Below are 24,942 nucleotides of genomic sequence, written 5' to 3'. Positions count from 1 at the left end.
ATGGCTGCAACGGCCGCTTCGTTCGCACCCCTGATCGCACTCCGACCGTTCGTCCCACTCGCGCTCGCGGCGCTCCTTTTGCTTCCGATCGTGCTCGCCATCGGCGTCGATAGCATCGACCGCGTGCTCCGCCGGCTCTCCGTCGTCACGTTCGGCGGGTACGTGGACCGAAGTGAGCGCAAGAAAAACAGTCGCCGGCACCGGCTCCGGGCCGCGCAGTTCCCGACGACGTACCGAACCTACGCCGCGACGACGATCCTCTACTCGATGGTCGGCGCACTTGTGGGTGGAATTCTCGGGCTGTACGTCGTCTGGGGCGTGCTGAAGGTGCTCGCGATCGACCAGGAGCGTGCACGCGAAATCCTCCCCACTGCGCTGGAAGCGCTCTCGAATTTCGCCGGGCTCGGCACGCTGACCCCGACAGAGCTGCTAACCGTGATGCTGGCGAGCGGCCTGACGTTCGGGCTCCTCGCCGGCCTCCTGACCTACTGGCTCCGCTGGTGGTGGCCCGGCCACGTCGCGGCGGTCCGGATGCGATCGATCGAGGCGACGATGCCTCACGCGATCGCGTTCATGTACGCGCTCTCCCGATCGGGAATGTCGTTCAAGAAGGTGCTCTCGATCATGGCGGCCCACCGCCGCATCTACGGGGCGACGGCCGCGGAGGTCGACGTCGCGGTACGGCAGATGGATCTTTTCGGTCGGGACATGATCACGTCGATCCAGCGAATGGGACGTCGGACTCCCAGCGAACAGTTCCGGGAGTTCTCCGAGAACCTCGCTTCCGTCCTGCAGAGTGGCCGGAACCTCGCTGGCTTTCTCGAGGATCAGTACGCCGACTTTCAGGAGGAGGCCGAGGCACAACAAGAGCAGCTCCTGAACCTCATCTCGACGCTCGCCGAGGCCTACGTGACGGTGTTCGTCGCCGGGCCGCTCTTTCTCATCACGATTCTCGTCATCATCGGCATCGCCGGTGCGGACACGATCACGCCGCTGCGGGTGTTCGTCTACTTCCTGCTGCCGATCGGAAACCTCGGCTTCATCCTCTATCTCGACACGGTCACGGCTCGGTTCGGGCGCGGCGAGCGCATGGAATCGCTGCCTCCCGTCGCGACCGGCCTCCACGATATCCGCAGAGCAACCGGCGACTCGGAAGCGTCAGTCGGTGCAGTGACCGACGAGCCCCGAACGGACGGCGGCTACGCCAACGATGGCGACCGCGGCCGTGCCAATCTCGAACGGCTGGCGATTCACCGGCGCATCGAGTGGCTCCGCAACCGCGTCGGCGCCCCGGTTCGCACGGTCGTCCGGCGACCCATCGCCCTGCTGTACGTCACCGTTCCGCTCGCGGTGTTCGGGACTCTCTTCCGGCTCACAAACGCCGGCGAGCTCACCGTCGACGTCGTCGACGACATGTTCGTCCAGGCGACGCTGTTCGTCGTGGCGACCTTCGCGATGGTGTTCGAGATCCATCGGCGCCGGATCGAGACGATCGAAGCTGCCGTCCCGGACTTCCTCGACCGCATCGCGAGCGTCAACGAGGCCGGGCTCTCGATGGTGGACTCGATCGACCGCGTGCGAGCGAGCGATCTCGGCGCACTCGGCCCGGAGGTCGACCGTCTCTGGTCGGACATCCAGTGGGGATCGGACATCGAAACGGCGCTCAAACGGTTCGAACGACGGGTGCGCACGCGAACGGTCTCCCGCGTCGTCGCGCTGATCACCAACGCGATGAGCGCGAGCGGCGACGTTTCGCGCGTGCTCCGGATCGCCGCCGCACAGGCGAAGGCCGACCGCCGACTCAAGCGCCAGCGCAAGCAGGAGATGCTCTCCTACGTGGTCGTCGTGTACATCTCCTTCTTCGTGTTCCTCGTGATCATCGGCGCGCTGGACGCAGTGTTGATCCCGAACCTGCCCGACGCGGCGATCACGCCCGGTGCCGAGAACCCGGGCCAGCCGTCGCCCGCACCGCAGCTGGGCGCACTCGAGGGTCTGGGGACCATCGACACCGAAGCGTACACCGTCCTCTTCTTCCACACTGCGCTCTTGCAGGCGCTGTTGTCCGGAATCGTTGCCGGGCAGATGAGCTCCGGTGACATTCGCGACGGCGCGAAACACGCCGCGATCCTCATGTCCGTCGCCTACCTCGCGTTCCTGGTGATCTGAGGGCGTCGCCGTCACGGAACTGTCGTCGTTTCTGGCTGCCGCAGTAGAATAGCGTCGCTACCACTATCGGGTCACAGTGTTTCTCATCAGAAACAGCGTCGGTGCAGCAGTCGGCGAAACGTGTGCGGGTGTGCGGTCTGAAGGCTATCTACGTCCGGAAACTCTCGCCGCAGCCACACTCGCTGACGACGTTCGGATTCTCGACGTGGAACCCTTCTGCCTGCAGGCCCTCCTCGAAATCCAGCACGCTTCCTTCGAGGTAGTCCAGCGACGCCGGGTCGACGAACACGCGAAGTCCGTCGTGTTCGGTGATCTCGTCGTCCTCGTCCGGTTCCTGTTCGAATCGCATGCCGTAGGAGAGGCCGGCGCAACCCCCTTGCTGGACGAACAGGCGGAGTCCCGACTCCGTCGCGTCCATCTCCTCGGATTCCAGCAGAGAGAGGGCCTGGTCGACCGCGTCGTCGGTGACGTCGACGCGACCCCCGGTTGCGGCGTCCGTGCTCATACCCCCATATTGCGCGTCGGGTGGGATAACGTTGACGCAGCCGGTGGATTCGAACCGGGAGGCGCCTGCGGTGATCCATCTTTGGGCTCCGATGGTGTTGCTCTCCCGAACGTGGAACCGGACGACCTTTCCGATAGCGCTATCAATTGACGGTATGGGTTTTGGTAGCTACGACGAGTCGGAGCAGTCGGATCGGGATCACGACACCGACGACGACAAGGGCGTCTCCGTTCACGAACACGACCACGATGGAGAGCTCTCCTTCGAGAACGGTCGATCGACGAGCGAACTCGTCGATCGTCTCTCGGAGATGGGCGAGGACGACGAGGAGTAGCGGACGCGGCGATCGCGGTCTTCTGGCGGTTTCGTTTTTCAAGTCACGGAGAAGCAGCTCCATACAGCTCTGGCCACCGGATGGCTCTGTGCCAGCTCGTATCCGTGGACCCAGGACGGTGGCATTTTGTACGCTGGGGCACCGATTCGACGCATGGCGCGGTTTCGACCACGACGCCGCTTTCGGATCGCCGACTCTGCCCAGCAGGTAGTCGGCGGTTTTCTCCTCGCTGGACCGTTCGTCGTGACCGAGGAGGTCTGGACGCTCGCGGAGAGTATGAACGTCTTTCAGGCGCTCGCGACCGTCGCGATCGTGTTCTCGATCGGTTACGCCGCGCTCTATGAAGCCACCGACAGGGACAGCGACGACGATCCCGACGTCGCGGGCGTCCCGATCCGATTCGTCTCGCTCATGATCGTCTCCTACGGCGCGGTGGCCCTGCTCGCGCTCGTCTTCGACGCTCCGGGAACGTTCCTCGCCGGACACTCGACCGCAGACCAGGCGGTCGTCACGGTGAAAGCCGTCGGCGTTGGGGCGATCTTCAGCGTCGTCGGCGCTGCAACCGCGGACTCGGTCTTTTGAGGACCTCTATTCGTCTGCGATCCGCGGCAGACCTGTCCACAATCCGCCGAGGGACCCTCGGCGACCGACACCCATCATTAACCGTTCCCGCTCCGTGGAGTAGACTGACCTCACGACGATGGTACCGCCGCTCGCACTGGTCTACGTTGGCCTCATCGCCTGCCTTCTCGGCACGGTGATCGCTGCGCTCTGGCTTGGAAATCTTCCGGCGCTCACCAACGCCGTCGTCGCCACGCTACTCGCGATCGCGCCGAGCGTCCTCGTGCCCCTGCTCGATGGGTCGAGCGCTCCGACGGTGACCGCAGCACCGCAGCTGTCGGTCTGGATTGCCGGCGCGGCCTTCCTCCACACGATCGGCATGTTCGGCCCCTACGACACCGTCTGGTGGTGGGATCACCTCACGCACACGCTGTCTGCGACGCTGCTGGCAGCCCTCGTCTACGCAATTTTACTCGTCACGGAGCCACGGCTCGCCGTGCTCGGTGACGGTGCGATCGTGTCCGTTGCTGGAACGGTGCTCTGTACGCTCGCTCTCGGGATCGTCTGGGAGTTCGCCGAACTCGTGGCGCGCGAGATCGGTGAGCAACGCGACATAGACCCCGTGCTGGAGTACTACGGACTCCGCGACACGGCTCTCGATCTCGTATTCGACGCGCTCGGCGCACTGCTCGTGATCGCGCTCGACCTGCGGCTGTTCGTGCCAATCGTGGAACGCGATCCAGTTTTCGCCGGAACGGTACTCACTGCGATCGTCGTTTCGAGTTTCGTCGCCGTCACTGTGATTACCGTCTGGCTGGAACGCCAGCACCCGTCGAGGCGACGTGAGTAGTTCGACGGTCCAATTCATCCGTTCTGGTGAGGGACTGGCAACGACGCGGCACCGACGTTGAAGTGTTCGACCGCCGAAAGACACGGCGATGGAACGCCCAGACAGTTCCGCTGCGGACTCGATCGAGCCAGGGCAACGAGTGTTCGACGACGACGGCGAGCTACTGGGGCGGGTCAGCGGATACACGGACGATGGGTTCGAGGTCGAGACGCCGTCGGGTGATAGCTCCGACCCAGCTTCCGAGGAAGTCCCCGGCCAGGGTTTCGGCGAGGGGTACCTGATGTGGGAGTGCACGGAGTGTGGCGAGATGGGCGAAATCGAGGACGGACTGCCGGAGAACTGCCCCAACTGCGGTGCGCCACGGGAGGCCATCGCCGAGGCCCGGGAAGACTGACCGGCTGGCTAAGGGAACGAACTGACACTGCCAGCGTCTTTCGTTCAACCGTTCTCCGAACCTCCTGTTCCTAGAACCTTTCTCTTCTCTCTCCCGAACCGGCTCACCTGACGACGGTCACTGGCACCGGCGACTGCCGAACGATCGTCTCGGCGACGTTCCCGACGATCAACCGATCGGCCAGCGAGCCGCTGTGGCTCCCGACGACGATCGCGTCGTACTCATCCGCGGCGTTCAGGACTGCCCGTATTGGGTGGCCCATCGTCACTTTGGTGTCGATCGAGATCCCGTGCTCCTCGGCGATCTCTCGGGCGGTCTGTAGCACGTTTTCGGCGAACTCCCGACCCGTCTCCTCGGGATCGTCGGAGAGTGCGAGGGCGGTCGCGCGGCCCATCATCGACGACGGTTCACCCACGACGTGCAACACCGTGATCGCCGCGTCGGGGTGCGTCTCGATCGCGTACTCCAGCGCGTGCGCTGCCATCTCCGAATCGTCCATCGGCACCAACACTCGTGAAACCATACTAATGGGTACGTTAACGGGCGGAATAAGCCCACTGCTGGCTGGTTACACGACGAGGTCCGCGCCGACGAAGAAGGAGTAGGAGAGCGCCAGCGCCATCGAGGGGCCGATGATCCACATCGAGATGTACTTCAGAATTGCACGGGGGTTGAACAGGTTCCCGGCCTGCAGCACTTCGGGCGACTCCGCGCTTCCGATGCTCCCGACTGGCGCATCGGCGTCTGCGGTGATGGCGCCCGTCGAGATCTCAGTGTCCACGTGGCCGCGGACGACGTCCCTCGCAGCGATCGGGCGGGTGGCGCGTCCCCAGCCGAGCCCGACGATCGTCATGACCATCGCCATGACGAGGCTGATCGGGATGCCGATATAGGAAAGCGCGGTCGTGATCGTCGCGGCGGTCGACATGACCACCAGCGCTGCGAGCAGGGGAATGTCGCTCAGTTCCGTTCCGACGGACTCCATCGTTCGGCGGGCGATCGTGAAGCCGCCCGCGCTGATCGCGACAGTGGCGATCAGGATTCCAGAGTTCTCGCCGAGGGCACCGCTGCTGACCAGCGGTGCGACCGCGTTCGGAACGTTGCTCGCGCCCGCACTGAACGCCATATAGCAGCCGATGACGAGGACGACCGCCGTCGTGATCAGTTCCCGTCCGGTCGTGTTCGGGCCGTACGTGGGCGTCGGAACGAGACCGCTCCGATCGAGTTCGAGCAACTGCCCGTCGGTGGTTTTGATCTCGAACCGGCGGTTCAATCCTGGATAGACGTACCGACCGATGACCGCACCGACCCAGAATCCGATGACTGGCGTCACGATCCACCAGGCGACGATGTAGCCGATCGTGTCGAAGTTGAGCGTTCCATTCGCCAGTCCGAGCCCGGCGATCGATCCCACCGTCGTCATCGACGTCGGCACCGGGACGCCGAAGACGTTCGCGACGAGGATCCCGAGCCCGATGAAGAAGAGCACCGCAGCACCGGCCTCCAGCGAAATCGACGTGGCGACGATATCGCCCGAGAGCGTATCCATCACGTTTCGCCCGACGGTCCAGCCGCCGAGGAAGACGAAGAACGTCATCAGCCCCGCTGCAGCCGTCTTCGAGAGCACGCCAGCACCGACCGCGGGCCCCCACGCGATTCCGGTGGACGATCCGCCGATGTTGAACCCGACGAACAGCGAAGCCGCGATTCCAACGAGGAGAATCGCAGTGATATCCATGGTCCGGCAATCCGCGTGGGGCCTATTCAGCGTACCGAACTCCGAACCTCGGCCGCCAAACCTCGAACGACGATCTCGAACTCCCCACTCGTTGGTCTCACCTGCGTCGCCCGATCCCACTCCGGTGAGATTCCCAACGAATTTCTCGTGGCCGCCTGTGGGTTCTCCCAATGGGTGCTGTGAAACGTCTCTACGCGCGTAGCGACGAGTGGGCGAGGGGCCTCTCCCGTGGACGCTACGCAGCACTGCTCGCCGTAGCCGCAGCAACCGGCGTTTTCGTCGTCGGCGTTGCGTTGAGTGGCGAGCTTCCGGTGGTGTCTGCGCTCACGATGGGGTTCGTGCTGGGTGGCCTGGAGTACGGTTTCGGCTGGTGGCAGGACTCCGACGCGTGATGTGTGAGTGCGAACCGCCTGTGGGTCTCGGGTGTATCTTTCGTATGATCCGTGGATACCACGTCGCTGCAGGGCGGAGTACCGAGGTCATCGTCGACGAGGTCGTCGGTGCGTGTAGTGAATTGCTGCACTGATACGGATAATTGCCCGGACCACTACTGGTCGGGAACTACTACCCACGGTGGAGTGGAACGATGGACACGCTGTATTCAACAGCTGCGTTCTCTCAACCCTGAAAACACCTTTGTCGATAGAACTGATCTGGTTTCAGTATGAAACAAACCCGTCGTGAAGCCCTCCTCCTCGGTGGCAGCGGGATAGCCACCGCGCTTGCGGGTTGTCAGGAATCGTCCAGCTCGAACGATCTTCCGCTGAATCTCACGATTACCAACTACACCCCGACTCCGCAGAAAATCGAAGTCAAGCTCGTTGACCCCAGCAAGGACGAGGCGTCTGAAGCGGTGGTCTATAGCACCACGAATGCAGCCCAGCACGTCGTCGAGATCGCGCCCGAACAGGACGGTGACGAAGACGGTTACACAGTTCGTCGTTTCGAAGACGTTGCCACTCTCGACACGTATACCGTGTATGCTACACTCCCGGGAACGGGACCCGATCGATGGCGTCATTTCCACTATATTCCTTCAGAAGACCGGGGCCACTACGAGATATTTATTCGAATCTATCACGACGAGGAGACGAATCGCCCCGTGTTCGAATTCGACAATATTTGAATACGCCTCACCGGGAATAGGTCGTGTGAAACATTCTGCTGGATAGCCGAGCGCAGACGTATCGTTCGGAGGTGAACGGCCGAACTCGACGAGTGATACGGCTGGCTTCGTGAGTGGCTGAGACCGTTCACCCGGTCTATATCTGAACTGTACTATGCGCTCACCGTGGCAGCACGTTCTGGCGGATACAGAAAGAGGCGGCAGTAGTGACAGTAGTTCCTCCCCGATATTTATCAATTCAGGGCGAGTCCTGTCAGTATGAACGCATCTGAGAATACGATCATCGTCGCCGCTCTGCTGGCGGGAGTGGGCAGCCTCGCTGTCCTTGGTATAGTTGAGGCAGCGGTAGGGTTGCCAGGCCAGTGGGCAACTGTCGTTGCATTCATGCTGATACTATCCTTTGGTGCCATCGCCCCACAACTATATCTGCTCTCAATCGATCGATCAGTATCCAGATCCTCTCGAATGGGTGTTGTCACGCTCGTCTCGATCGTGCTTGCGACTGTATTTACCGAGGAAGTCAGTGGGACAGAGGCGACCGTCATCTGGGGCACCGTGGGAATCTCGATAGCGCTAATTGTGGTTGCTGAAGCGCGTGAGGGGTATCGACAGTCCACTCCACACAGAAACCAGTGACGCAACGGCGAGACTGATGGATGATTTGCCCCTCGAAATTAGAAGGGATTACTCGGCGATTGGCGACTCCCAGACGAGAATTCCGCCTGAACCGACGATGAGGACGACACCACCGACTGCGAGTGCGAACAACGGTGAGGCAAAATCCGATACCACGCCGCTCCCGAGCTGAAACGGAACCACTGCCAGCCCGCTGACCATCGCCATCGAGCTCAGCACAGTTGCTCGGCCCAGCGTCTCGATCTGATTGTTGACGTACTGCCCTGCGAACGACCGCGTAACGTCGGAGAGCCCCCGAGCGACGAGAAACGTCGGCAGCGCGAGGAGTGGAACGACGTACATCCCGATCAACGCCGCGCCGACGACGAACGGGAGAACGAGAAACCAGGTCCTGACGCCGACGTACTCTTTGATCGCACCGGTGTAGTAGGTCAGAACCGCTCCAACCAGGCTGTAGGCTCCGTAGAACCAGCCCAGCAGCGATTCGACCTGCCCCGGAGCCGCTCCGAGATCGACGACGACCGTCTCGAAGATCGGCTGGAGGAACACGAACACGAGATACGTCACCGCCGCGTAGAGGACGTAGTAGTAGAGGATGAACGCGCGGAGATTCCGTTTCGACAGTGCCTCTGTGGCGATGCGTACTGTTTCACGGAAGCTCAGTTGGTCCGCCTCGGAGTTCTCGTAGGTCTCCGATTCCCCGAGCGTGAGTAGGACCACTGCACCGAGCCCGGTGACGGCGGCTGCGACGAACCACGGGTACGAGAGATCGATGCTCCCAAGGTAGCCGCCGACGATCGCCGCGCCGACGCCGACCGCGAGCGACGCAGATTCGCCACGGCCCCGTACGTGAGCGAACTCGTCTTCGGAGAGGTCGTCCGTGAGCGTGTCGTAGAGCCACGCGTCCTCACTTCCGGATCGAAAATTGTACCCGGCGGACCAGCAGACGTAGAGGATCGCCAGCGTCAGAAACGACTCGGCGAGGCCGATCCCGAGCAGTGTGACGGAGATGATTGCGGTACCGATGAGCAAACTGTTTCGCCGACCGACGCGATCCCCGACGTAGCCGGTCGGAATCTCGCCGAACAGCGTCGTGAGATTGTAGATCGCTTCGAGTATCGCAATCTGTGTGAAGGTGAGTCCCTGTGCCAGGAAGAAGAGGTACATGATCGGCCGGTAGAACTCGACGGCTTTGGTGGCCTTGTAGAGATAATATTTGAGAATCGGCCCTCGTACAGGCCGCTGGGACGGGTATAGAGGTGCCACGGCAACTGACAGATGTCAGCATGTAGAATGTAACAAAGTTTCGTTAATACCACAATCTGGTTTCGTAATACTCCAGAGTCCAGGCCGTTGGTCGCTGGAGCGCCACGAACGGTGGCATTTACGGCGGGCTGGACGGTTGCCGATTCCGCGTCAGAAATGTGTTCCTGAACACTACCGAGCGAGAATCTACTAGTAGGTCGGTGGAGGTGGATCTGACTGAATGATCCCGCGAGCTCGCCGAAGGTGGGGAATCTTCGAGCAGGTTCAATGCCGCTTTCAAATTGAGATTGACGCCAAAGACGTATAACCGAAGCCGGCCCTACGTACGTCCATGACGATCACCCGTGACGAGAACGTGCTTGGAGGGGAACCCCGAATCGACGGGACCAGAATCGGGGTCCGACACGTCGCCGCACGGGTAGTCGATGCTGGCCAATCACCCGCGTACGCTGCTGATCAGCTCGACGTTCCGCTCGCATCCGTTTACGAGTCGCTCGCCTACTATTACGATCACATCGAAGAGATGCGCGAGATCGAGCAGGCGAACGAAGCGGCGTCCGAGCGAATTGGGGAGTCTTCCCTGAAGCCCAAAGAGACCGTTCAGTGACGGAGACGCGGCTGCTTCTGGACGAACACGTCGGCCGGATCCTGGAGCGGCTGCTCCGCGAACGGGGATACGAGGTCGTACAGGCCAAAGACGAGTTCGGAGAACACACGGACGATGCCAAATTACTCCGGTGGTGTGGCGAGGAGAGCGTCGTCCTCGTTACGAATAACGCGAAGGATTTCGAGCCCCTCGACGAATCTCACGAACACGCCGGAATACTAGTCTACTACGATCAGAAGCTCCCGGACGCCGACCCCGAAGGGCTCGCTAGGACGGTGGACGAAGTGTTCACTCAGTACGGAGCGACGGCGATCGAGAACGAGTTCGTCGATCTCGACGAGTGGTACGACTGGTTCCACGACTGAGCGATCGATGCCCGCCTGTAGATAGCAGTGGTGAAAGTTGATGGTGGCGTGAGCGGGTGATTCCGAAGAGCATGGACGAAACGGACGGCGGTCCGACCGCAACCGCCTACGGAAGCCCCCTCACGCTCGGCGATCCTAACTCGCTGCGCTCCTCAGTCGGTCGCTTCGCTCCCTCCCTGCGGTGCTTGCGTCGTTACGATCGCCGACCGGTCGGCCCCTTCCGGAGCCCCACCCGTGGCGATCTGGAGAGGAACGAAGCGCGGTGGAAAGTCGAGTCTCACAAAATCTCGGCGGTCACTACAGTGGCCGCATTGAACAATCCTACCCCTGCGATTTCGCGAGATGAAGCGTCCAGTCCATGGGGTGTTTGCTCCGCTCGTTACTGAAGTCGTCGCATGTTCAAAATGTACGCCCGGAACACTAACGACCAGCCTCATCCCAGGCGGCGTGCCACGGTCAGCCGGCTAACCCTCGTGCCGGGCGGGGGCGATCCGTCGCGCCCCGTCGGTGTCGCGTACCGGGGTTCTCCGCCAGTCATCGCGGCCGTGTGGCGTCTCGGGCGGGGACTACGGTACGCTCGATACGGTACGATGGGCACACGCTAAGGCGTTGTGACTCCCGGTGGTGCAAAATCGAGCAGGCGCCGACGCGATCACGTGGCGCCGTCGAGTTTCAGAACGCCAGTTTTTGCGAGCACGGCCAGGACGAACGCGGCGACCGCGAGCAGCGCGCCCCCCAGCAGCAGCGGCGCCCCGAGCAACATTGCGGTCTCCCGCGAGACGACGAGTCTGGAGAGGCCGCTGACGACGAACCCAGCGGCGGCGAGGAGAAACGCGCCGAGTCCGAGTTGGACGAACCGACGACGGTGCATGTACGCTACGACGGACGGACCCATGATAAGCGGGGTGCCTGTGGGTTCGAGACCGAAGTCGTATTGGCCCTTGCAGGGCTAGTCGCCGCCGATGACCCTCCCGGATCGGGACGACGTGTCCCGCCGCAAGTTCCTCCAGGCCGCGGTGGCGGTCGGCGGGGCGGCCGGCCTCTCGGCCTGTCTCGGCGAGTCGGATGGTGGCGGTACCGAACGGATCGATGCGCCGGCGGGTGGCTCCCTCGACGACCGACCCGCTCGCCAGCACGCCTGGAACGACGTGCTCGAGCGCGATCAGGACGGGAACGTGCGTCCGCCGGCCCACCACGTGCTCGCTGATTTCTCGCTCGTGGCCGATGGTACCCCCGGCGATTCGGATCGCGAGACCGTCGAGGAGGCGTTGCGGGAGCTCGAACGAGCGATCGCGCTCCAGCCAGACGGTCTCCTGTTCACGGTCGGCTACACGCCTGCCTACTTCGATCGTTTCGACGAGAAACTGCCCGACGACGTCGACTTGCCCGATCCCGGCCCGGTGACGTATCTCGAGAATTCGGAGACGATCGCGTTCGACACGCACGACCTGACCGTTCATCTCGCGAGCGACGATCCGGCGGTCGTACTCGCTGCGGAGGAGGCCCTCCTCGGCAACCGCGAGACGCTGAACGGTCACGAGATGGCTACGTCGTTCGACGGCGTTCTGGAGCGTGCGGGGGAGCCGGACGACCGCCGGACGGGATTCGTCGGCCCTGGGCTCCCCGCACAGAAACAGGACGAGGGCGAGGTCGAGGGGATGCCAGATCACGATATCGCCGAGGGAGCGCCCTTTTGGATGGGCTACCGATCGGGCTTTCAGGAGAGCCAGGCGACCGAGGAGTACGTCGAAATCGAGGGCGGTGCCTTCGCCGGTGGGACGACCCAGCACGTCGAGACGCTCAGGGTCCAGATCAACACCTGGTTCGATCAGGACAGCCACCACGAGCGCGTGAGCAAGCTGTTCAGTCACGTCCATGCCGACGAGGATCGGGTCGGTGAGTTTGGCGAGAAGCTCGGGACGTCCACCGGCATCATGGACGCCGTCGACGACACTGCCACCGACGCACGGGACCCCGGCGTCGTGGGACACGCCCAGAAGGCGGCTCGCGAACGCGAGGACGGGGTCCCACCGCTGCTCCGTCGCGATTTCAACACGACCGTCGCTGGCAACCTCCCGGGCGTCCACTTCCTCGCGCTGCAGGACGAGATTTCGACGTTCGAGCGGGTCCGACGCGCGATGGCAGGGGAGGAGCTCGCCGAGAACGGCGCGGTGAGCGTTCGACAGAACAACGGAATTTTACAGTACCTCTCGGTGCTTCGTCGCGGGAACTACCTCGTCCCCCCGCGTGCCCACCGATCACTACCCACGCCGAACCCATGATGGACGATTCCCAGCCACTCGACGAGCAGTCGGACAGTACGACCCTGGAAGCCGATTCGTCGCCGTCCAGGCGCGCGATTCTCGGTGGGCTCGCTGGTGCAGGAGCGGCGGGGCTCGCGGCGCTGGCGGGCTGCACCGACATTCGCGGAATGGGCGGTGACGGCGGCGACGCCACCGACTCGCTGCCGACGGTCGAGAATCCGCCGGACGTGGTATACGTCCCCAGCCACCGCGAGGGCGTCGAACCGCTGGGCACCGTGACCGATGGCCCCTACGAGTTTTCGGCGATGGTGTCCTACGCGCATCCGTTCTGGCTCGTTACCGGACAGACCCTCGAGTCGGTCGAGATCGGCGACGACGCGGACGTCCACCTGATGGTCGCCGTTCGAGACGCCGAGACTGGGCAGACGATCCCCGCCGGCGGGGCGCTCCGGACCACGATCGAATCGGCTGGATCCGTCGTCGACGATCGCAACCCATGGCAGATGCTCTCCCAGCAGATGGGACTCCACGCTGGCGACAACGTCGGGCTGGACGGCGACGGGGAGTACGAGGTGACAGTCACGATGCCGCCGCCGGCGCACCGCCAGACCGGGTCGTTTGCGGGTCGCTTCGACAACAGCGGTTCCGCGACGTTTTCGTTCACCTACGACCAGTCGTTGCGCGACGCGCTCACTGACCGGATCAGCTACGTCGACGAATCCGATCGCGGCGTCCCCGGCGCGATCGAGCCGATGGGGTCCGCGGGGAGGGTTCCGCTGCCGGCCGATCTCCCGGGGACGCTCCAGGGCGATCAGACGGGGACAGGAACGTACGATCCTCCACGGAGCGACGACGCCAACGTCGCGATCGCAGTGGCCGATGACTACCTCGGGGACGGGGAGCCGTACCTTCTGGTCTCGCCGCGGACGCCGTACAACCGCTTCCCACTTCCGGGGATGGCCCCCGCGGTGACGATCTCACGGGATGGTACCGTGGTTGCCGAGGATCGTGCCCTCCAGACGGCGATCGACGACGGGGCAGGCTTTCACTACGGCGCCTCCATCGCCGCGCTCCAGCCGGGCGACGATCTCACGATCGAGATGCCGGCGCCACCGGGCGTCGCTCGCCACCAGGGATACGAGACGGCGTTCCTCGAGATGGCCTCGGTCGACGTCACGCTCGGAGAGTGGTGACTGTGATCGACCCGACCAGTGCCCGGGCTATACTCGGCCGGCGGCTCGCACTGGCCGTCGTTGGGCTGGTCGGTATCGTCGGCGTCGGCCTGATTGCCGGGCCCGCACTCGCCGGTGACGCGGTCGCTCAGTTCGAGTTCGGCGACGACGAGCACGCAGCCGAACCTGGCGATACCGTGACCGTCGACGTCCACCTCAGCAGCGACGGCGGCTACGCAGACGAGGGAATCGACGCCTACGAGTTCGTCATCGCAGTCCCGCCGGCGGTCGGCGAGCCAACGACCGACGTCGAAGTCGGGCCCTGGCTCGCTCGGGACGGTGGTGCCGTCGGCCAGACGGTCGAGCGCGTCGGCGACGGCGCGATTCGGGTCCAGCACGAGCGAACGGACGCCGAGAACGGCGTCACCGGCACTGGCGTGGTGGCGACCGTGACGATCGAGATTCGAGACGACGCGCCGGCCGCAGACGCGGGCGTCGTCGTGGCCGAAACCAGCGCGAATCTCTACGGTAACGACTATCGGATGCAGAGCTTCGGGGACGAGACGACGATCGCGATTTCGGGGGGTGGGGAGCAGATCGACCCCGCGTACGAACCGGGCACTGCCGGTGACGGATCGGTCGACGTCACCACTGCAGCGGAGACTAACCGGAGCGTCGCAGATGACGGTAGCGACAGCCAGGGGGACGATTCACTCCCCGGGTTCGGCATCGCGACCGGTGTCGCCGCAGTCGGGCTATTGCTCTGCGTCGGATACGTCTCGCGACGGCGTTCAAGGCTCGCTGATTGAGTGGCCACGCGAGGGTGGAACCGACGGCCGCCAGCTTGCCACCTCGGGAACCACTAAGACGCGGGACGACGAACTCGAATCCATGACACTCGACGTCGGTATCCTCGGATACCGCTTCATGGGCAAGGCCCACTCGAACGCGCTCGATCGGCTTCCGATGTTCTTCCCGGACGCGCCGGCGACGAACCGTGACGTGCTGGTGGGCCGAAACGAGGAGGCGCTCGCAGAGGCTGCCGATCGGCTCGGGTTCGACCGCACCGCGACTGACTGGTCTGCCGTCGTCGACGAGGTCGACGTGTTCTACAACCTCGGGCCGAACCACGTCCACGCCGAGCCGACGATCGCGGCCCTGGAGGCCGGGACGCCGGTCCTCTGTGAGAAGCCACTCGCCAGGACGCTGCCCGAAGCCGAGGAGATCGCCGCCGCAGCAGACGACGCGGGCGTGCCCGCCGGCACCGCGTTCAACTACCGCTTCATTCCGGCAATTCAGTACGCGAAGCGACTGATCGAGAACGGTGAGATCGGTGAGATCCGGCACGTCCGCGGGCGATACCTCCAGGACTGGCTCGTCGATCCGGAGGCCGCGTGGTCGTGGCGAAACGACGAGGAGCTGGCCGGCAGCGGTGCGCTGGGCGACCTGGGCGCGCACACGATCGACCTCCTTCAGTTCCTCGTCGGCGAGCAGGCCGGGCCGATCGAACGTCTGAGCGGGCACTGCGAGACGTTCGTCGAGGAACGGCCGACTGCGGACGGCGAGGAGACCCGCCCCGTCACCGTCGACGACGCGTTCAGTGCCCAGCTGGAGTTCGCCGACGGCGTCATGGGGACGATCGAGGCCACGCGGATGGCGACGGGCCACAAGAACGACCATACGATCGAGATCGAGGGGAGCGACGGCGCGCTCTCCTTCTCGCTCGAGCGACTCAACGAGCTCGAGGTCATGCGCGCGAACCACCGTGGCTTCGAAACGGTCCTCGTCACCGACGAGTCCGACCCCTACGTCGACGCCTGGTGGCCACCGGGACACGTGCTCGGCTGGGAGCACACGTTCGTCCACGAGAACTACGAGTTCCTGTCGGCGGCAGCGACTGGAACGACGGACGCGCTCGCGGCCAGCAACGTCGCGACGGTGCAGGACGGGCTCGCCGTCCAGCGGGTGCTCGACGCGATCCAGGCGAGCGACGAGCGTGGTGCCTGGGTCGAGGTCCAGTAGCTCGTTTCTGGCTACCCCTCGATCGCTCCCTCCTCTGGCTACCCCTCGATCCCGTCCTCCTCGTCCGCGAACAGCGGCATCGGTCGGTGACGGTAGATGACGATCGCGCTGAGGACGAGGCCGTAGGTCAGGTGTCCCAACCCGAGCACGATGCTGAAGCGAGCGACGGAGGTCGCCTTCGGGCTGAAATCCAGTGGGAACGCGCTCTCGAACCCGACGGAGACCGGGATGACGAACCCCCAGGTGACCGACCCCAGCAGCGCCCCGTAGATGAGGCCGAGCAAGAGGGTATCGGTCGGGGTGTCGAAGGCTACTTCGATGGGTTTCGAGGCGAGGACGACGAGGAATCCGGCAGCGAAGACGACGGAGAGCAGGAGGTGGACGATCCAGCCTATTAACATCGACGAGCTGCCAGAGACCGACCCGATCGTCGCGATGATCCCGTTGCCGGCCTGGAGGATCACGCCCATCACGAGCCCGGCGATGAGCCCGCCGCCGACCATCGTCGTAGCGAGTGCTTGCCAGTCGTGACTGTGGAATTCCATGGGGACCACCCGCACTAGGGTAGTGGCGATGTTAAGTGTTAGCTCAGGCAACAGAATGCCTGCACGCTGGTGGCCAGACGCCGTCCGGTCGGTACGGTTCCACGCCGTTTATGCACCGGCACTGCAGAGGATGAACCATGACCGACCGGACGCTTATAGACGCGCTGCGTGCCGCTGACGCCGTGCAGTTCGGGGAGTTCGAACTCTCACACGGCGGGACCAGCGACTACTACGTCGACAAGTACCGCTTCGAGACCGAGCCCGACTGTCTCGAGCAGATTGCCGCGTCCTTTGCCGAGCGACTCGCAGCGATCGGTGAGGACGATACGAAACTCGCCGGCGTTGCACTGGGAGCTGTTCCGCTGGTCGCCGTCACCAGCGTCGAGACGGGGACGCCGTACGTCATCGTCCGGAAACAGCGCAAGGAGTACGGAACGGCGAATCTCGTCGAAGGCGAACTCGACGACGGCGAGGAAGTCGTCGTTCTCGAAGATATCGCTACCACCGGCCAGAGCGCTGCGGACGCAGTCGAGGGGCTGCGCGAGGCTGGCGCGACCGTGAATCGCGTGCTGGTCGTCGTCGATCGACAGGAGGGCGCCGAGGAGCTGCTTGCTGAGCACGACGTCGAACTGGAGGCGCTCGTCACTGCCGAGGAGCTGCTCGCCGACGCCGAGTGACCAACCGCAACTCGTTCTGCCGATCGACGCTGTAGCTCCCGTTCCCTTCTCCGTCGTCGAAGCCGAACTTGCCCACGCTCCCAAACAGTCAATTCCCTCGCCGCCGAACCGTCTGTTGATGCGAGTCGCGCAGGGCTACCGTGACAGAGGCGACGTCGAGGTCGCGATACTGGAGGCGCTCGTCGATCGACACGAGGAGGGGATGACGATCTTCGAGCTGCGCTCTCACGTCGAGACCGACATCGACGCCATCGAGTCCGCGCTCGCGTCGCTCAAAGAGGACGACCTGATCGTCGTGGAGTACGGCTCCGGCCAGCCGGGGAGCACGACGATCAAGCCGGCAACGCGCGTCGTCCCGAGCGGCCAGGAGAGTGACGACGAGTCCTTCACAGAGTGGCTCCGCGACCGTCTTCCCTTCTGAGCGGGAGCAAGCTCTCGCCCACCCGCCGGACCGAATCGATCCCGGCCGCGCTACCTCCGACCTGGCCACAGCCAGACCGCATTGCCCCGTCGTACTCGACGGTCTCCGATGTCCGCCGACTTCGTGGATCGCGGGTGTTTTGGGGACCGCCGTCGGAACATCCTCCATGACGGTGCTCAGGTCTGTCCACGAGGATCACGGCGCCCGGTTCACCGAGCGTGGTGGCCGCTCTGTCGTGCTGGACTACGGCAGACCAGAGCGGACTGTGCAGGCGGTGCGGAACGTCTCCGGCGTCACGGAAGCCGCGTACGGAATCGTCTCCGTGACCGGGGATGACCGCGTGAGCTACGTCGACAACGCGCTGACGAACGCGGTCCCGAGCGAGGAGGGAAACGGCTGCTACGCGTTCTTGCTCGACCCCGACGGACGAATTCGGACCGATCTCTATGTCTTTCACGCGGGAGAGCGACTCCTCTGTTTCGTGCCGCCAGGTGAGGCGGAGTGGCTGGCGGCGGAGTGGACCGACAAGACGTTCATCGAGGACGTCTCCTTCGAGGTGTCGACGGCGGAGTTCGGCGTCTTCGGCGTGCACGGCCCCAAGTCGACGGAGAAGATCGCGAGCGTGTTCACGAACGGAACCCCGCCGGACGAGCGGCTGACCTTCGATCGGGGCCAGTTCGACGACGTCGGCGTGACGGTGATTCGAACGGACGCGCCCGCGGGAGAGGAAGGATACGACGTGGTCTGTGCAGCCGAGCAGGCCGAGAAGACGTTTGACGTGCTGGTGAACCAGGGACTGAACGCGGTGCCCTTCGGGTGGCGGACCTGGGAGACGCTCACGTTAGAAGCGGGAACGCCGCTGTTCGGGAGCGAACTCGACGGCCGGCTGCCGAACGTCGTGGGGGTCCGGAACGCGCTGGACTTCGAGAAGGGCTGTTACGTCGGCCAGGAGGTCGTTTCGCGGATCGAGAACCGCGGGAGCGAGCCCGAGCGCCTCGTCGGACTCACAACCGAAGCCGTGCCGGCGGCCGGTGCTGCCGTCATGGACGGCGACGAGGCCGTCGGCACGGTGACGCGTGGCGTCGACTCGCCGACGCTCGACGAACCGATCGCGATGGCCGTGGTCGACGCTGCGGTCGTTGCCGATGCTGGCGGCGGTACGGACGACGTTGCTGGAACTGACGCCACCGCGACCGACGGCGAGCTCTCCGTCCGGATCGACGACGAGTCAGTTCCAGCGTCGCTCGCGACGTTACCCTTCCACGACGGTAGCGATCGGTCCGCCCGCGTCCCGAACTACCGCTGAGTTCGTCGCTTGGTAGCCGGGACGGAGATGAGGGCGATTTCGGAAACATCCGGCAAATCGAGCCGGGACAGCTACCGGGAATCGGAGACTGTCACCATCGTTCCCTGCCAATGTATGGCAAAGCCTTTACTGGGAAGGGACGAACCTTCCGCTTAGCACGGGCCATTCGAGGCCGTGACACAAACCTATGACTGACGACGAACTCATCTGGCGCGTCGCGGGGGGTTCCGGAGACGGAATCGACTCGACGAGTCAGAACTTCGCTAAAGCGCTGATGCGCTCGGGGCTGAACGTGTTTACGCACCGGCACTATCCGTCGCGGATCCGGGGCGGCCACACGTACGTCGAAATTCGGGCGGCGGACGGAGAGGTACCCTCGCGAGGGGACGGTTACAACTTCCTGCTCGCACTGGGTGACTCCTTCGCGCGAAACCCCAGCGAGGACGCGTACTACGGCAACGAGGAGACCAAACCGCTGACCGAGAACCTCGACGACCTCCGAGAGGGCGGCATCATCGTCTACGACGAAGGTCTGCTCGACGAGGACGACGTCGAGGATCTCAACGAGCGTGCCGAGGAAGAGGGCTGGCACGTCTACCCGGTCGACCTGCGCGGGATGGCCCGCGAAGTCGGCCGCGAGGTCATGCGAAACACGGCGGGCGTGGGTGCGACCGCCGCACTGCTCGACATGGATCTCGACGAGGTCGAGAGTCTGATGGAGGACGCGATGGGTGGGGACATCCTCGAACAAAACCTCCAGATCCTCCAGCAGGCACACGACCAGGTCAACGAGGAGTTCGAGCACACCCACGACCTGCAGGTGCCCACTGGCACGAACGAGGAGGAGCAGGTTCTGCTCTCGGGGTCCAACGGCGTCGCCTACGGCGCTCTGGACGCTGGCTGTCGCTTCATCGCTGGCTACCCGATGACGCCGTGGACAGACGTGTTCACGATCATGACCCAGAACCTGCCTGATTTCGGCGGTATCGCCGAACAGGTCGAGGACGAGATTGCGGCGGCCGCGCTCGCCGTCGGTGCGTCACACGCTGGCGTCAAGTCGATGTCTGGATCGTCCGGCGGTGGGTTCGCCCTCATGAGCGAGCCCCTCGGACTTGCAGAGATGACCGAGACGCCGCTGGTGCTCATCGAAGCGATGCGTGCAGGCCCCTCGACGGGGATGCCGACCAAGCCCGAGCAGGGCGACCTCGAGCACATCCTCTACACCAGTCAGGGCGACTCCTGTCGCGTCGTGTTCGCGCCGGGCAACATCCGCGAGTGCTACGAGCAGACGCGGACGGCGTTCGAGCTCGCGTACGACTACCAGATCCCGGTCATGGTCGTGATCGACCAGAAGCTCTCCGGCGAGAACCGTAACGTCGACGAGTCCTTCTTCGACCGCCAGCCCGATCCCGATCCGGGAACGGTGCTGACCGAAGACGAGATCGCAGAGGCGGCCCACGACCCATCCGGGAAGTTCAACCGCTTCCTGCACGACACCGACAAGGGCGTGAGCCCGCGATCGCTGCCCGGGCAGAAGGGCGGCCACTACCTCGCGACGGGGAACGAGCACAACAAGGCCGGTCACATCAGCGAGGACCCGGAGAACCGGGTCGCGCAGATGGACCGCCGCATGCGCAAGCTCGACCACATCCGCGACGATCTCGACTCCGCCGAGGACAGCAACCAGACCACCGTTGGTCCGGACGACGCGGACTTCGGCATCATCACCTGGGGCAGCTCCCAGGGCACCGTCCTCGAGGCGACCCGTCGACTCAACGACGACGGGAAGGACGTCAAGGCGATCGGCGTCAGCGACATGATGCCGTTCCCCGAGGCCGAACTCGAGGCGTTCATCGAGAGCGTCGACGAGGCGATGGTCGTCGAGATGAACGCGACCGCGCAGTTCCGCGGACTGATCCAGAAGGAGCTCGGCCGGTTCGGTCCGAAGCTCACCAGCCTGCTCAAGTACAACGGCAACCCCTTCGAGCCGGCAGAGGTCGTCGAGGGCTACGAGGCCCAACAACAGGGCGAGGAGGACACGCCGGGAACGAACACCACCATCCAGCCCGCAGCGGGTGACTAAGCTATGAGTGCATTCAACGCCATCGGCGAAGAACGGGAGATCGACAGCGACGAGTTCACGCCGGGGATCGAGCCACAGCCGACGTGGTGTCCTGGCTGCGGTGACTTCTCGGTCCTCAAGGCGCTGAAACAGGCGCTGCCAGAGGTCGGCCGGACGCCCGAGGAGACGCTGCTGTGTACCGGTATCGGCTGTTCGGGGAAGCTCAACAGCTACCTCGATAGCTACGGGTTCCACACGATCCACGGCCGCTCGCTGCCCGTTGCACGGGCCGCGAAGCTCGCCAACTCCGGCCTCGAAGTGATCGCGGCCGGTGGTGACGGCGACGGCTACGGCATCGGCGCGAACCACTTCATCCACTCCGCTCGGGAGAACCACGATATGACGTACATCGTGTTCAACAACGAGGTCTTCGGCCTCACAAAGGGCCAGACCTCCCCGACGAGCCCCAAGGGCCACAAGTCGAAGACGCAGCCCCACGGGTCCGCGAAATCGCCGCTCCGACCGCTCAGCCTCTCGCTGACGTCTGGTTCGTCGTACGTCGCACGGACGGCTGCGGTCAACCCCAACCAGGCCAAGGAGATCCTCGTGGAGGCCATCGAGCACGACGGCTTCGCCCACGTCGACTTCCTGACCCAGTGTCCGACCTGGAACAAGGACGCGAAGCAGTACGTCCCCTACGTGGACGTTCAGGAATCCGAGGACTACGACTTCGACGTCACCGACCGGCGCGAGGCCGCCGAGATGATGTACGAGACCGAGTCGGCGCTCTACGACGGCGAAGTCCTCACTGGCCGCTTCTACGTCGACGAGGACCGACCGTCCTACAGCGAAGAGAAGCAGGCAATCGGCGAGATGCCCGAGGAGCCCGTCGTCGAGCAGTACTTCGACGACGACGCCGAGTGGAAGCGTAGCTACGACCTGCTCGACCGGCACAAGTAGCCCGCTCGACCCCTCTATCTCCTGATTTCTCCGGTTTCACGTCCGTCAGCACCCTGTTTTCATATTCAAAAGATATTTTTCCGTCAGCGCGAAATACAGTTGTGATGAGTAGCGAGTCGACCAGGGACCGGATCCTCTCAGTCCTCGAGGAGGACGCCAAAGCCTCCTACGGGGAGATCGCGGAGCGAGCCGAGGTCTCGAAACCGACGGTGCGCAAGTATATCGAGCAACTGGAGTCGGAGGGTGTCATCGTCGGCTACTCCGCCGAGGTCGACCCGAAGAAACTCTCCGGCCAGTCCATCGCGCTCGTCGGCATCGACGTCGCCAGCGAGCGCTACGTGGAAGCGACCAGAGCGCTCCAGGCGCTCGATCACGTCGAGGCGCTCTACACCTCCAGCGGTGACCACATGCTGATGGCAGAAGTTCGTGGCGGCGACGGCGACGAACTGGGCGCCGTGATCAGCGACGAAATTCTCTCGATCGAGGGCGTGACCGCCGCCCATCCGTCCTTCTTGCAGGAGCGATTGAAGTAGACCGGTACGCGAATAGCACTGACTCCCGCAGTCGCCGAGCTCTCTCCGATGCGGGCTACCCTCTGCACCTCCTGATCCACGTAGAGCCCCGGTCAGCGAAACGTTCGGTGACGATCTACGCTTCGATGATCTCGCCGACGGCGAAGTTCGATTTGACCTCGCTGACCTCGACCTTCACGCGCTCGCCGACCTCGGCGCCGGGAACGATAATCACGTAGCCTCGCTCGACGCGAGCGATGCCGTCGCCCTGTTTGCCGATGTCCTCGATCTCGACGTACCGAGTCTCCCCCACTTCGACCGGGGGCTGGGGCTGGTCCGAAGCGACGTCGGCTGCCGACGCACTCGGTTCGCTGCTCGTCGTGGCCTCCTCCTCGTCACCGGCGATGAGCGCGACGCGGTACGTCTCGCCGTCGTCGATGGAACCGGTCTCGAGTTCACGCTTTGGTACTTCGACGACGTAGCGGTCGCCATCCGATTCGATCTCCGCACTGAACAGACACAATAGTTTTTCAGAGATTTGCACAGTAGATCTCCATTCACGCCGTTGGCAGCATCGATTAAAATCCTGTCGCCGCTCGTCCTGCCGCTGCCGTTACTCCAGCGTGGACCCGTCCAGTGTTTTCGCACCTTCCGAATCGTGGATCACTACCTCGCCAGCCTCCGTGGCTACCGGCTCGTACTCGTCCCGTACGGCGATTGCCTCCTCTAACTCCCGGATTGCCCGTTCGCGGAGCGTCGCAGCGAGCGCTTCGGCGTCCTCTCGGTCGATGTCCCGGCCCAGTCCCTCACACTCGTGCGCGCGGACGATCCCCGACTCGTCGACTGCCTCGCCCATCGGCTGCGACGTGCCGGCCAGCGCCACGCTGAACGGGTAGGTCTGGCAGATCAGTGGTCTGCTCTCGTGGACGCTGCAGTACCCGTCGCCGGGCTGGTCCGGGTTTTCCTCCTCTTCGTAGAACGTGCAGTCCCCGCAGGCGTCGGTCTGGAGCGCCCACTCGAACGTCTCGCCTTCGAGCCCGTCGGCCCCCTCCGAGAGTCCGTAGGGCATCGGCCGGGCGACGTCGCGCCAGTCGTAGTCGGAGTCCGCGTCGTCGCTGGCTGCTGCGTCCTGTACCTCTCGCACTTCGTCCGGGAAGACGGTCGCCGTGTGTGGCTCGTCGGCCTCGCCGGTGCAGCAGCCGCCACAGCGCGTGCACTCGAAGCCGATCGACTCGATGGCGTCGGCGAGGGACTCGACGTCGAGCGCCCTGGCCCGTTCGAGTTCGGCCTCGAGTGAGTCCATGCAGGCGGGAGGTCGGGCAGCGGCAAAAGGGCCGTGGTGGGCCCTGCGAGGGACTCTTTGGATACAGGAGTTGGACCGCATCGCGAACCGAGCCGACTCGCGCTGGCCGTTGTGGGACGGAAACCCTTTTTCCTGCGCGTGCGGAAGCGCGAGGCATGGCAGACGACTCCGAGGATACGAGCGAGGAGGGCGTCGATACCGAGAGCGGCGAGGAGGCCGCTGGAGAGGGCGAGGAGAAGTCCTTCCGCGAGCGCGTCGAGGAAATCCGCGAACAGCGATCCGAGGAGGGTGACGACGAGCGCCGCGAGCGTATGGAAGAGATGATGGGCGGCGGTGGTGGCGGGCCGGGCGGTATGGGCGGTGGCGGCGGCAACCCCTTCGCACAGATGATGGGCGGCATGATGGGCGGTGGCGGCCCTGGCGGCATGGGCGGCGGTCCCGGCGGCCCGGGCGGCCCCGCCGGTCCTGGCGGTCAGGGTGGCGAGTCCGCTGGCAACGAGGAGCTCGTTCGTGAAGTTCGGCAGCTCCGCGACGAGGTCCGGGACGCCACCCGTCAGCTCCAGCGGATCGCGGACGCCCTCGAGGACTAGGGATGGTATCTTGTTTCGAGTCGAATAGAGAGAAATATTTTAGTGGGCATGGCCCGGTAGCCGTGAATGGGGCGACACAGGACGACTGTTTGATTGGCCTGTTCGACCCCGCTATCCCCCCACTCCCCCCGTTTCGGCGATGAGCCGGACGATCGCGGCCGAGCGGATCGATCGACTGGCGGCAGAGGCCGAGGCGGCGACTGCTGACTCCCAGGTGGAGCGAGCGAGGGAGTACGTGCGGACGGCCCGGGCGATTGCACAACGCCAGCGGCTCTCTCTTCCCGAACAGTTCCGGCACAGAATCTGCGATCGGTGCGACGCGTATCTCTTGCCGGGCACCAACGCACGCGTTCGGCTCCAGAGCGGCCGCGTGGTCGTGACTTGCGACTGTGGCGAGATCGCACGCTACCCCTACAAGTGAGCTCGCGCCACGCGTGCGGTGATGGTTGTGGAGCGGGTACGCTCGATCGTGTGGTCTGGTGGACCGGAATCCTCTCGACCGGTTGACGCCCTCGGGACGCGACGGTGCGGCCGAACCCACAACAGTCAAACCGCGGTAG

30 protein-coding genes are annotated in these 24,942 nt (G+C 64.2%); 22 read left to right on the top strand and 8 right to left on the bottom strand.

Annotated features, from left to right (window positions below; translation table 11 throughout):
• A complete protein-coding gene (locus MXF70_RS13805) occupies window positions 1-2,166 on the top strand; it encodes a type II secretion system F family protein (RefSeq protein ID WP_248516246.1) in 2,166 nt (721 codons plus the stop codon).
• A 148-nt stretch (window positions 2,167-2,314) separates the two neighbouring features.
• Here MXF70_RS13805 and MXF70_RS13800 read toward each other — a convergent pair whose 3' ends face one another.
• Window positions 2,315-2,671, bottom strand: a complete 357-nt coding sequence (locus MXF70_RS13800; RefSeq protein ID WP_248516245.1) for a HesB/IscA family protein — start codon at window positions 2,669-2,671, stop codon at window positions 2,315-2,317.
• A gap of 154 nt (window positions 2,672-2,825) precedes the next feature.
• Here MXF70_RS13800 and MXF70_RS13795 point away from each other — a divergent pair, with 154 nt between their 5' ends.
• The 4 genes from MXF70_RS13795 (at window position 2,826) to MXF70_RS13780 (ending at window position 4,810) form a co-directional block, all read left to right on the top strand.
• Entirely contained in the window at window positions 2,826-3,005 is a 180-nt protein-coding gene (locus MXF70_RS13795; RefSeq protein WP_248516244.1) for a DUF5786 family protein, read from the top strand.
• Between the two features lie 153 nt (window positions 3,006-3,158).
• Window positions 3,159-3,587 (top strand): DUF2391 family protein, encoded by a 429-nt coding sequence (locus MXF70_RS13790; RefSeq protein ID WP_248516243.1) that lies wholly within the window; start codon window positions 3,159-3,161, stop codon window positions 3,585-3,587.
• 118 nt (window positions 3,588-3,705) lie between these two features.
• Window positions 3,706-4,416, top strand: a complete 711-nt coding sequence (locus MXF70_RS13785; protein ID WP_248516242.1) for a DUF2238 domain-containing protein — start codon at window positions 3,706-3,708, stop codon at window positions 4,414-4,416.
• A gap of 88 nt (window positions 4,417-4,504) precedes the next feature.
• A complete protein-coding gene (locus MXF70_RS13780; RefSeq protein WP_248516241.1) occupies window positions 4,505-4,810 on the top strand; it encodes a DUF7130 family rubredoxin-like protein in 306 nt (101 codons plus the stop codon).
• A gap of 103 nt (window positions 4,811-4,913) precedes the next feature.
• Here MXF70_RS13780 and MXF70_RS13775 read toward each other — a convergent pair whose 3' ends face one another.
• Window positions 4,914-5,333 carry a universal stress protein gene (locus tag MXF70_RS13775; protein WP_248516240.1) on the bottom strand — a complete coding sequence of 140 codons (420 nt, stop codon included), beginning with the start codon at window positions 5,331-5,333 and terminating at the stop codon, window positions 4,914-4,916.
• Between the two features lie 45 nt (window positions 5,334-5,378).
• Entirely contained in the window at window positions 5,379-6,548 is a 1,170-nt protein-coding gene (locus MXF70_RS13770; RefSeq protein WP_248516239.1) for an inorganic phosphate transporter, read from the bottom strand.
• Between the two features lie 170 nt (window positions 6,549-6,718).
• Here MXF70_RS13770 and MXF70_RS13765 point away from each other — a divergent pair, with 170 nt between their 5' ends.
• From MXF70_RS13765 to MXF70_RS13755, 3 genes are all read left to right on the top strand, one after another.
• Window positions 6,719-6,940 (top strand): hypothetical protein, encoded by a 222-nt coding sequence (locus MXF70_RS13765; protein ID WP_248516238.1) that lies wholly within the window; start codon window positions 6,719-6,721, stop codon window positions 6,938-6,940.
• A gap of 272 nt (window positions 6,941-7,212) precedes the next feature.
• Window positions 7,213-7,674 carry a hypothetical protein gene (locus MXF70_RS13760; RefSeq protein WP_248516237.1) on the top strand — a complete coding sequence of 154 codons (462 nt, stop codon included), beginning with the start codon at window positions 7,213-7,215 and terminating at the stop codon, window positions 7,672-7,674.
• Between the two features lie 258 nt (window positions 7,675-7,932).
• Entirely contained in the window at window positions 7,933-8,310 is a 378-nt protein-coding gene (locus MXF70_RS13755) for a hypothetical protein (protein WP_248516236.1), read from the top strand.
• A gap of 48 nt (window positions 8,311-8,358) precedes the next feature.
• On the opposite strand, the gene MXF70_RS13750 is transcribed toward MXF70_RS13755, so the two are convergent.
• On the bottom strand, window positions 8,359-9,477 hold the full coding sequence (locus MXF70_RS13750; RefSeq protein WP_375140849.1) for an MFS transporter: 1,119 nt from the start codon (window positions 9,475-9,477) through the stop codon (window positions 8,359-8,361).
• A gap of 430 nt (window positions 9,478-9,907) precedes the next feature.
• Between MXF70_RS13750 and MXF70_RS13745 the strand changes: the two genes are divergently transcribed.
• Window positions 9,908-10,183, top strand: a complete 276-nt coding sequence (locus MXF70_RS13745; protein ID WP_248516234.1) for a DUF433 domain-containing protein — start codon at window positions 9,908-9,910, stop codon at window positions 10,181-10,183.
• Window positions 10,180-10,548 carry a DUF5615 family PIN-like protein gene (locus MXF70_RS13740; protein ID WP_248516233.1) on the top strand — a complete coding sequence of 123 codons (369 nt, stop codon included), beginning with the start codon at window positions 10,180-10,182 and terminating at the stop codon, window positions 10,546-10,548. Before MXF70_RS13745 ends, MXF70_RS13740 begins: the two co-directional genes overlap by 4 nt.
• A gap of 652 nt (window positions 10,549-11,200) precedes the next feature.
• On the opposite strand, the gene MXF70_RS13735 is transcribed toward MXF70_RS13740, so the two are convergent.
• The gene (locus MXF70_RS13735; protein WP_248516232.1) at window positions 11,201-11,419 is read right to left on the bottom strand and encodes a hypothetical protein; all 219 of its coding nucleotides are present in this window, start codon (window positions 11,417-11,419) and stop codon (window positions 11,201-11,203) included.
• A gap of 91 nt (window positions 11,420-11,510) precedes the next feature.
• Here MXF70_RS13735 and MXF70_RS13730 point away from each other — a divergent pair, with 91 nt between their 5' ends.
• The 4 genes from MXF70_RS13730 to MXF70_RS13715 all read left to right on the top strand — a co-directional run bounded on the left by MXF70_RS13730 (window position 11,511) and on the right by MXF70_RS13715 (window position 16,006).
• Complete coding sequence (locus MXF70_RS13730; protein ID WP_248516231.1) at window positions 11,511-12,830, top strand: DUF7405 family protein; 1,320 nt, start codon at window positions 11,511-11,513, stop codon at window positions 12,828-12,830.
• The gene (locus MXF70_RS13725) at window positions 12,827-14,005 is read left to right on the top strand and encodes a DUF7350 domain-containing protein (RefSeq protein ID WP_248516230.1); all 1,179 of its coding nucleotides are present in this window, start codon (window positions 12,827-12,829) and stop codon (window positions 14,003-14,005) included. Before MXF70_RS13730 ends, MXF70_RS13725 begins: the two co-directional genes overlap by 4 nt.
• A complete protein-coding gene (locus MXF70_RS13720; protein WP_248516229.1) occupies window positions 14,002-14,793 on the top strand; it encodes a hypothetical protein in 792 nt (263 codons plus the stop codon). The genes MXF70_RS13725 and MXF70_RS13720 overlap by 4 nt, the downstream gene beginning before the upstream one ends.
• An 82-nt stretch (window positions 14,794-14,875) precedes the next feature.
• Complete coding sequence (locus MXF70_RS13715) at window positions 14,876-16,006, top strand: Gfo/Idh/MocA family protein (RefSeq protein ID WP_248516228.1); 1,131 nt, start codon at window positions 14,876-14,878, stop codon at window positions 16,004-16,006.
• Between the two features lie 38 nt (window positions 16,007-16,044).
• On the opposite strand, the gene MXF70_RS13710 is transcribed toward MXF70_RS13715, so the two are convergent.
• Window positions 16,045-16,551 (bottom strand): hypothetical protein, encoded by a 507-nt coding sequence (locus MXF70_RS13710; RefSeq protein WP_248516227.1) that lies wholly within the window; start codon window positions 16,549-16,551, stop codon window positions 16,045-16,047.
• Between the two features lie 137 nt (window positions 16,552-16,688).
• On the opposite strand from MXF70_RS13710, the gene pyrE reads away from it, so the two are divergent.
• The 6 genes from pyrE (at window position 16,689) to lrpA1 (ending at window position 22,510) form a co-directional block, all read left to right on the top strand.
• Window positions 16,689-17,228 carry an orotate phosphoribosyltransferase gene (gene pyrE, locus MXF70_RS13705; RefSeq protein WP_248516226.1) on the top strand — a complete coding sequence of 180 codons (540 nt, stop codon included), beginning with the start codon at window positions 16,689-16,691 and terminating at the stop codon, window positions 17,226-17,228.
• Window positions 17,229-17,346: 118 nt separating this feature from the next.
• A complete protein-coding gene (locus MXF70_RS13700; RefSeq protein ID WP_248516225.1) occupies window positions 17,347-17,649 on the top strand; it encodes a DUF6432 family protein in 303 nt (100 codons plus the stop codon).
• A 166-nt stretch (window positions 17,650-17,815) separates the two neighbouring features.
• Window positions 17,816-18,955 carry a CAF17-like 4Fe-4S cluster assembly/insertion protein YgfZ gene (ygfZ, locus tag MXF70_RS13695; protein WP_248516224.1) on the top strand — a complete coding sequence of 380 codons (1,140 nt, stop codon included), beginning with the start codon at window positions 17,816-17,818 and terminating at the stop codon, window positions 18,953-18,955.
• Window positions 18,956-19,142: 187 nt separating this feature from the next.
• Complete coding sequence (locus MXF70_RS13690) at window positions 19,143-21,038, top strand: 2-oxoacid:acceptor oxidoreductase subunit alpha (protein WP_259370364.1); 1,896 nt, start codon at window positions 19,143-19,145, stop codon at window positions 21,036-21,038.
• A 3-nt stretch (window positions 21,039-21,041) separates the two neighbouring features.
• Window positions 21,042-21,977, top strand: coding sequence for a thiamine pyrophosphate-dependent enzyme (locus tag MXF70_RS13685; protein ID WP_248516223.1), 936 nt, complete (start codon window positions 21,042-21,044; stop codon window positions 21,975-21,977).
• A gap of 104 nt (window positions 21,978-22,081) precedes the next feature.
• The gene (lrpA1, locus tag MXF70_RS13680) at window positions 22,082-22,510 is read left to right on the top strand and encodes an HTH-type transcriptional regulator LrpA1 (protein ID WP_248516222.1); all 429 of its coding nucleotides are present in this window, start codon (window positions 22,082-22,084) and stop codon (window positions 22,508-22,510) included.
• 115 nt (window positions 22,511-22,625) lie between these two features.
• Here the strand turns inward: lrpA1 and MXF70_RS13675 are convergent, their stop codons facing one another.
• Both MXF70_RS13675 and MXF70_RS13670 read right to left on the bottom strand, forming a co-directional pair.
• A complete protein-coding gene (locus MXF70_RS13675; protein ID WP_248516221.1) occupies window positions 22,626-23,033 on the bottom strand; it encodes a TRAM domain-containing protein in 408 nt (135 codons plus the stop codon).
• 69 nt (window positions 23,034-23,102) lie between these two features.
• Window positions 23,103-23,792, bottom strand: coding sequence for a YkgJ family cysteine cluster protein (locus tag MXF70_RS13670; protein ID WP_248516220.1), 690 nt, complete (start codon window positions 23,790-23,792; stop codon window positions 23,103-23,105).
• A 155-nt stretch (window positions 23,793-23,947) separates the two neighbouring features.
• Between MXF70_RS13670 and MXF70_RS13665 the strand changes: the two genes are divergently transcribed.
• Together MXF70_RS13665 and MXF70_RS13660 are read left to right on the top strand one after the other, a co-directional pair.
• The gene (locus tag MXF70_RS13665; protein ID WP_248516219.1) at window positions 23,948-24,382 is read left to right on the top strand and encodes a hypothetical protein; all 435 of its coding nucleotides are present in this window, start codon (window positions 23,948-23,950) and stop codon (window positions 24,380-24,382) included.
• 139 nt (window positions 24,383-24,521) lie between these two features.
• Window positions 24,522-24,803, top strand: a complete 282-nt coding sequence (locus MXF70_RS13660; RefSeq protein WP_248516218.1) for a ribonuclease P protein component 4 — start codon at window positions 24,522-24,524, stop codon at window positions 24,801-24,803.
• Window positions 24,804-24,942 lie beyond the last annotated feature (139 nt).

This window comes from Salinarchaeum laminariae (genome assembly GCF_023204835.1).
Lineage (GTDB): Archaea > Halobacteriota > Halobacteria > Halobacteriales > Salinarchaeaceae > Salinarchaeum > Salinarchaeum laminariae.
The sequence above is the reverse complement of the archived record's forward strand: the minus strand, read 5'-3'. Positions and strand labels throughout refer to the sequence as shown.